Source organism: Burkholderia sp. HAN2018 (genome assembly GCF_024704855.1).
GTDB lineage: Bacteria > Pseudomonadota > Gammaproteobacteria > Burkholderiales > Burkholderiaceae > Burkholderia > Burkholderia cepacia.
In genome coordinates, this window is sequence record NZ_QOBB01000337.1 from 1 (window position 1) to 5771 (window position 5771).

At 69.5% G+C, this 5771-nt stretch carries 7 protein-coding genes and 1 pseudogene; 6 read left to right on the top strand and 2 right to left on the bottom strand.

The features are described 5' to 3' along the window. From DPV74_RS38520 to DPV74_RS38540, 5 genes are all read left to right on the top strand, one after another. Nucleotides 1-185, top strand: a 185-nt coding sequence (locus tag DPV74_RS38520; protein ID WP_205571979.1) for a hypothetical protein, incomplete at its 5' end; no start/stop codon positions are given. A gap of 139 nt (nucleotides 186-324) precedes the next feature. Continuing rightward, nucleotides 325-1344: a LacI family DNA-binding transcriptional regulator gene (locus DPV74_RS38525; protein WP_021163757.1), complete on the top strand. Its 1020-nt coding sequence runs from the start codon at nucleotides 325-327 to the stop codon at nucleotides 1342-1344. Next, complete coding sequence (locus DPV74_RS38530) at nucleotides 1341-2621, top strand: AGE family epimerase/isomerase (RefSeq protein ID WP_119339089.1); 1281 nt, start codon at nucleotides 1341-1343, stop codon at nucleotides 2619-2621. The genes DPV74_RS38525 and DPV74_RS38530 overlap by 4 nt, the downstream gene beginning before the upstream one ends. Next, the gene (locus DPV74_RS38535) at nucleotides 2618-3526 is read left to right on the top strand and encodes a carbohydrate kinase (RefSeq protein ID WP_027788957.1); all 909 of its coding nucleotides are present in this window, start codon (nucleotides 2618-2620) and stop codon (nucleotides 3524-3526) included. The genes DPV74_RS38530 and DPV74_RS38535 overlap by 4 nt, the downstream gene beginning before the upstream one ends. Before the next feature lie 112 nt (nucleotides 3527-3638). After that, nucleotides 3639-3860: a hypothetical protein gene (locus DPV74_RS38540; protein WP_021163760.1), complete on the top strand. Its 222-nt coding sequence runs from the start codon at nucleotides 3639-3641 to the stop codon at nucleotides 3858-3860. A gap of 24 nt (nucleotides 3861-3884) precedes the next feature. Here the strand turns inward: DPV74_RS38540 and DPV74_RS38545 are convergent, their stop codons facing one another. Both DPV74_RS38545 and DPV74_RS38550 read right to left on the bottom strand, forming a co-directional pair. Next, a complete protein-coding gene (locus tag DPV74_RS38545) occupies nucleotides 3885-4079 on the bottom strand; it encodes a DUF2905 domain-containing protein (protein ID WP_011546377.1) in 195 nt (64 codons plus the stop codon). Nucleotides 4080-4375: 296 nt separating this feature from the next. Further along, the gene (locus DPV74_RS38550; RefSeq protein ID WP_059619687.1) at nucleotides 4376-5569 is read right to left on the bottom strand and encodes a class I SAM-dependent methyltransferase; all 1194 of its coding nucleotides are present in this window, start codon (nucleotides 5567-5569) and stop codon (nucleotides 4376-4378) included. Nucleotides 5570-5582: 13 nt separating this feature from the next. On the opposite strand from DPV74_RS38550, the pseudogene DPV74_RS38555 reads away from it, so the two are divergent. Beyond that, nucleotides 5583-5771: pseudogene (locus DPV74_RS38555) on the top strand (short-chain dehydrogenase); the annotation flags it as partial.

Consider the following 5771-nt stretch of genomic DNA (forward strand, 5'->3'; position numbering starts at 1 on the left):
GCCGTCGTCCGTCACGCCCGGACGCCCGCCGCGCTGCCGGGCCGGTCGTTGCGCCCACCCTTCCCGCCGGCCTGAGCAAGCCGCCGGGCACGCGTGCGCGCATGCGCGAAGCCGGCACGCTGGCCGCCACTTCCCGCTCGCCGGACACCCGCACGTCCACCTTGCCTTTTTCGCGTTTTGTTTAGTATTTTTAGTAACGTCGTTTTCGCAGATTAGCGCTTAAAAACCGGTAATTTTCGGGCATTCCCCGGTTATCCGGCCCGAATTCCGCGATACGTTTTACTATACAATCGCTTTCACCCTAAACAAACCGGACCCCGAACGATGGGTACCACCATTCGCGATGTGGCGCGGGCGGCAGAGGTCTCGATCGGCACCGTCTCCCGCGCGCTGAAAAACCAGCCGGGCCTGTCCGAAGCCACGCGTGCGCGCATCGTCGAGATCGCGCAGCGGCTCGGCTACGATCCCGCGCAGCTGCGGCCGCGCATCCGCCGGCTCACCTTCCTGCTGCATCGCCAGCACAACCGCTTTCCGGCCAGCCCGTTCTTCTCGCACGTGCTGCACGGCGTCGAGGACGCCTGCCGCGAGCGCGGCATCGTGCCGACGCTGCTCACGGTCGGGCCGAACGACGACGTGCTGCGCCAGATGCGCCCGCACGCGCCCGACGCGATCGCGGTGGCCGGCTTCATCGAGCCGGAGACGATCGAGGCGCTCGCCGCGACCGGCCGGCCGCTCGTGCTGATCGACCTGTGGGCACCCGGCCTGCGCTCGGTGAACATCGACAACGCAACGGGTGCGGCGCTCGCGATGCGTCACCTGCTCGCCACCGGCCGCACGCGGATTGCATTCATCGGCGGCTCGCCCGCGCACTACAGCATCGCGCAGCGCGCGATCGGCTACCGGCGCGCGTTCTTCGAAGCCGGGCGGCTGTTCGATCCCGCCTACGAAGTGACGATCGACGCGGGGCTCGATCCTGACACAGGCGCCGCGCGCGCAATGGAGCAACTGCTCGACGCGCCGGGCCCGCGCCCCGAAGCCGTGTTCGCGTACAACGACGCGGCCGCGCTCGCCGCGCAGCGCGTGTGCACCGCACGCGGCCTGCGGATTCCGGACGACATCGCGATCGTCGGCTTCGACAACATCCCGGCCGCCGCGCACGCGAGCCCGCCGCTCACGACGCTTGCGGTCGACAAGGAAGCGCTCGGCCGCCGCGGCGTCGAGCTGCTGCTCGCCGACTCGCCCGAACGCACCGAGATTTCCCTGCCCGTCGAGCTGATCGTGCGGGCCAGCAGTCAGCCCGCCGGCTCCCCGGCACTCGATACCGCCACGGTCACCGAATCATGAACATGCCCCCGGTCCAACCCTGCACGGCCGCGCCGGCCGCCCACACGCAAGCCGCGCCGTTCGTCGCGAGTTTCCGCGATCCGTCGTTCCTGCTGTCGCACATCGAGGACACGCTGCGCTTCTACGCAACCAACGCGTTCGACCCGACGGGCGGCTTCTACCACTACTTCCGCGACGACGGCAGCATCTACAACCGCACGTCGCGCCACCTCGTCAGCAGTTGCCGGTTCGTCTTCAACTACGCGATGGCGTACCGGCATTTCGGCGATCCGCGCCACCTGGAATACGCACGCCACGGGCTGCGCTTCCTGCGCGACGCGCACTGGGACGACGAACTGCAGGGCTACGACTGGGAACTCGACTGGCGCGACGGTGCGAAGCGCGCGACGCTCGACGGCACGCGCCACTGCTACGGGCTCGCGTTCGTGCTGCTCGCGGCCGCGCACGCGACGATGGCCGGCATCGACGAGGCACGCCCGCTGATCGCGGCCACCTACGAGCTCGCCGAGCACCGCTTCTGGGACGCGGCCGCGGGCCTCTACGCGGACGACGCGACGCCGAACTGGATCGTGTCGTCGTACCGCGGCCAGAACGCGAACATGCACATGACCGAGGCGCTGCTCGCGGCCCACGAGGCGACCGGCCATCTCACGTACCTCGATCGCGCGGAAAAGCTCGCGTCCCACATCACGCAGCGCCAGGCCGCGCTGTCGGGCGGGCTCGTGTGGGAGCACTACCATGCGGACTGGTCGGTCGACTGGGACTACAACAAGGAAGACAGCTCGAACATCTTCCGCCCGTGGGGCTTCCAGCCCGGGCACCAGACCGAATGGGCGAAGCTGCTGCTGACCCTCGAACGGCACCGCCCGCTCGACTGGCTCGTGCCGCGCGCGGCCGAGCTGTTCGACGCCGCGCTCACGCACGCATGGGACGCCGACCACGGCGGCCTGTACTACGGCTTCGGCCCCGACTTCACGATCTGCGACCACAACAAGTATTTCTGGGTGCAGGCGGAGACCTTCGCGGCGGCCGCGATGCTCGGCGCGCGCACCGGCAGCGAGCGCTTCTGGGACTGGTACGACGAGATCTGGCGCTATAGCTGGGCGCACTTCGTCGATCACCGCTACGGCGCGTGGTACCGCATCCTCACCTGCGACAACCGCAAGTACAGCGACGAGAAGAGCCCGGCCGGCAAGACCGACTATCACACGATGGGCGCGTGCTACGACGTGCTGGCAACCCTCGCGCGCGCGCAGCGCAGCGAGCCGACGCAATGAGCGGCGGCACGTTTCCGGCTTTCGTGTCGGCAGGCGACATCCTGACCGACATGGTGCGCGCGGGCGATGCGCAATGGACGTCGGTACCGGGCGGCGCCGGCTGGAACGTCGCGCGCGCGGTTGCGCGGCTCGGCGTGCCGAGCGCGCTCGCGGGATCGATCGGCGAAGACTGCTTCTCCGACGTGCTGTGGCGCACGAGCGACGCGGCCGGGCTCGACCTGCGCTTCCTGCAGCGCGTCGCACGGCCGCCGCTGCTCGCGATCGTGCACGAGACACGCCCGCCCGCGTATTTCTTCATCGGCGAAGCAAGCGCCGATCTCGCGTTCGATCCGGCGCGGCTGCCGGCGGGCTGGACCGACCACGTGAAATGGGCGCATTTCGGCTGCATCAGCCTCGTGCGCGAGCCGCTCGCCGGCACGCTGGCCGCGCTCGCGGCCGACCTGCACGCGCGCGGCGTGAAGATCAGCTTCGACCCGAACGTCCGGAACCTGATGACGGCCGCGTACCGGCCGACGCTGGAAAAGATGGCCGCGCTCGCCGACCTGATCAAGGTGTCCGACGAGGACCTGCGGCACCTGTTCGGCGGCGACGGCCCCGACGCGATTGCCGCGGTGCGCACGCTGAACCCGCGCGCGGCCGTGCTCGTCACGCGCGGCGCGCAGGCGGCGACGCTCTACGCGGACGGCGACGTGCATGAAGCCAGCCCGCCGCGCGTCGAGGTGGCCGACACCGTCGGTGCGGGCGACGCGTCGATCGGCGGCATGCTGTTCAGCCTGATGGCCGCGCCGCAGCGCACGTGGCGCGAGCATCTCGTGTTCGCGCTGGCCGCGGGTGCCGCGGCGTGCCGGCATACGGGCGCGCACGCGCCGACGCTCGACGAGGTCGTCGCATTGATCGAACGCTGACGGCACGCCGATGGCACGAACGGTGACCGGACGCTGTTCGGTCACCGATAAGCGGCGCTGTACATGCTGCGCCGCAGTGCTACGATGAAGTGTCCTTTTGCGGGAGAGCACCATGGACACGAACACGTTCACGAAAGGCATCTACACGGCCAAGGCGCATACCCAGCACGCGGGCAACGGGCAGTTCCAGGGTTACGTGATCCTCTCGCGCGACGACGGCGACGACACCGAGAACACGCGTTACGACGTCCACTCGACGAGCCCCAGCGAGGAAGAGGCGTTCGACGAGGCGAAAGCGCTCGCGCACCGGATTCTCGGCGAGATCGAGCTGTAACGCGCACCGACCTTCAGGCGCGGCTCAGAGCAGCCGCGCCACCATCGATACCAGCATCGTCAGCACCAGCGTCGACATGAACGGGAACGGGTAGCGCCGCCCGCCGAGCGTCAGCGTGACGTCGCCCGGCATCCGCCCGATGCCGAGCTTGCCGAGCCACGGCCAGCAGCGCGTCAGGATCATCACCGCGATGAACGTCGTCAACAGCCAGCGCAGCATGCTAGGGCCTGTTTCCATATGGAACGCGCATGCGTTGCCACGAGAACGGCCGCTCGCGAGGCGCGCGACGCCGCGAATACTGGACGTATTCGCAAGGAGCGCAACGCGGCGAGCGGCCGTTCTCGTGGCAACCCCAAATTAAAAGAATCATGTCACGGGAATGCCCGAAATCGCCCGTATGGCGGCGTCGCTCGTCGCTTGTTTGGCACGGCCAAACGGCGCTCCTCACTCCTTGCCCTACGAGCGATTTCGGGCATTCGCATGTGCGTTCCATATGGAAACAGGCCCTAGCCCCGTCAGAGTGCGTGCGAGCGATCGCCGCGCGCGAACGCGTCGAGCGTGCCGTCGATGCCGCGCGAGAACGCGATCACCTTGAACAGCTCGCCCATCTCGGCCTCGGAAATCAGCTTCTGCACCGCGTTCGCGGCCGGCAGGAATTCACGGATGTCCGACGGGTCGATCGCGGCCAGCGCGTCGGTGATGCCCGCGTTCAGCAGGAAGCGCGCCTGCGACGTGTAACCGAGCAGGTCGGCGCCGGTCGCGACGGCCGCGTCGTAGATGCCGGTGAATTCGACGTGCGCGGTGATGTCCTGCAGCCCCGGGTACAGGAACGGATCGTCGTGCGCATGGTGCCGGTAGTGGCACATCAGCGTGCCGCGGTCGCGCTGCGGGTGGTAGTACTCGTGCGCGGGAAAGCCGTAGTCGACCAGCAGCACCGCGCCGCGCCCGAGCATCGTGCAGACGGTGCGCGTGAACGCCAGCGCGGCCTCGTGCGTCTCGGTCACGTAACCGTCGCCCGCCTCGTCGAGCCCCGCGAGCACCGCCGGCAGGCCGGCCGGCGCGGCAGGACGGTCCTCGAACACGAACGCCTGCCGCGCGTCGAGCGCGACACCGCGCTCCTGCCATGCGCCGCCCGCCTTCGCGAACAGGCGCACGGGCATCGCATCGAGCACCTCGTTGCCGACCACGACGCCGTCGAACCGCTCGGGCAGCGCGTCGAGCCAGCGCACCTTCGCGGCGAGCGCCGGCGCGGCGGCCGTGATCGTGTCGCGCTGCCGTTCGCGCAGCTCGCCGGACAGGTCGACGATCAGGTATTCGTCGAGTCCGGCGCCCAGCGCGTCGAGCGCCGCGAGCAGACCGGCCGCGAGCTTGCCCGTGCCGGCGCCGAATTCCATCACGCAACGCGTGCCGCTCGCCGCGAGCGCTTCCGCGACCGGTTGCGCGAGCGTCTGTGCGAACAGCGGCGACAGCTCGGGCGCGGTGACGAAGTCGCTGCCGTCGTCGGCGCGGCGCCCGAACTTGCGCGCGCCGCCGCTGTAATAGCCGAGGCCGGGCGCGTACAGCGCACGCTCCATGAAGCGGTCGAACGGCAGCCAGCCGCCGGCCGCCGCGATCTCGTCGCGCAGTTGCGCGGCAAGGGTTTCGGACTGCGCGAGCGCGTCAGGGCCGGGAGCAGGTAAACTAGCGGGTTCGTGAGCTTTCGGGTTCATCCCGGCATTGTAAATGACCGTTTCAGCCGATACGTCGACCCTGCGCGTGGCGCTCGTCACCGGTGCCCTGGGCAGCGCGGCCGACGCCGCGTCGATCGGTCGTGCGCTCGCGACGGGATTCGCCCGGCACGGCTGGGACGTCGCGCTGCAGCGCAGCCCCGGCACGCCGCATGCGGCCGCCGACGCGCTCGTCGCCGAAGTC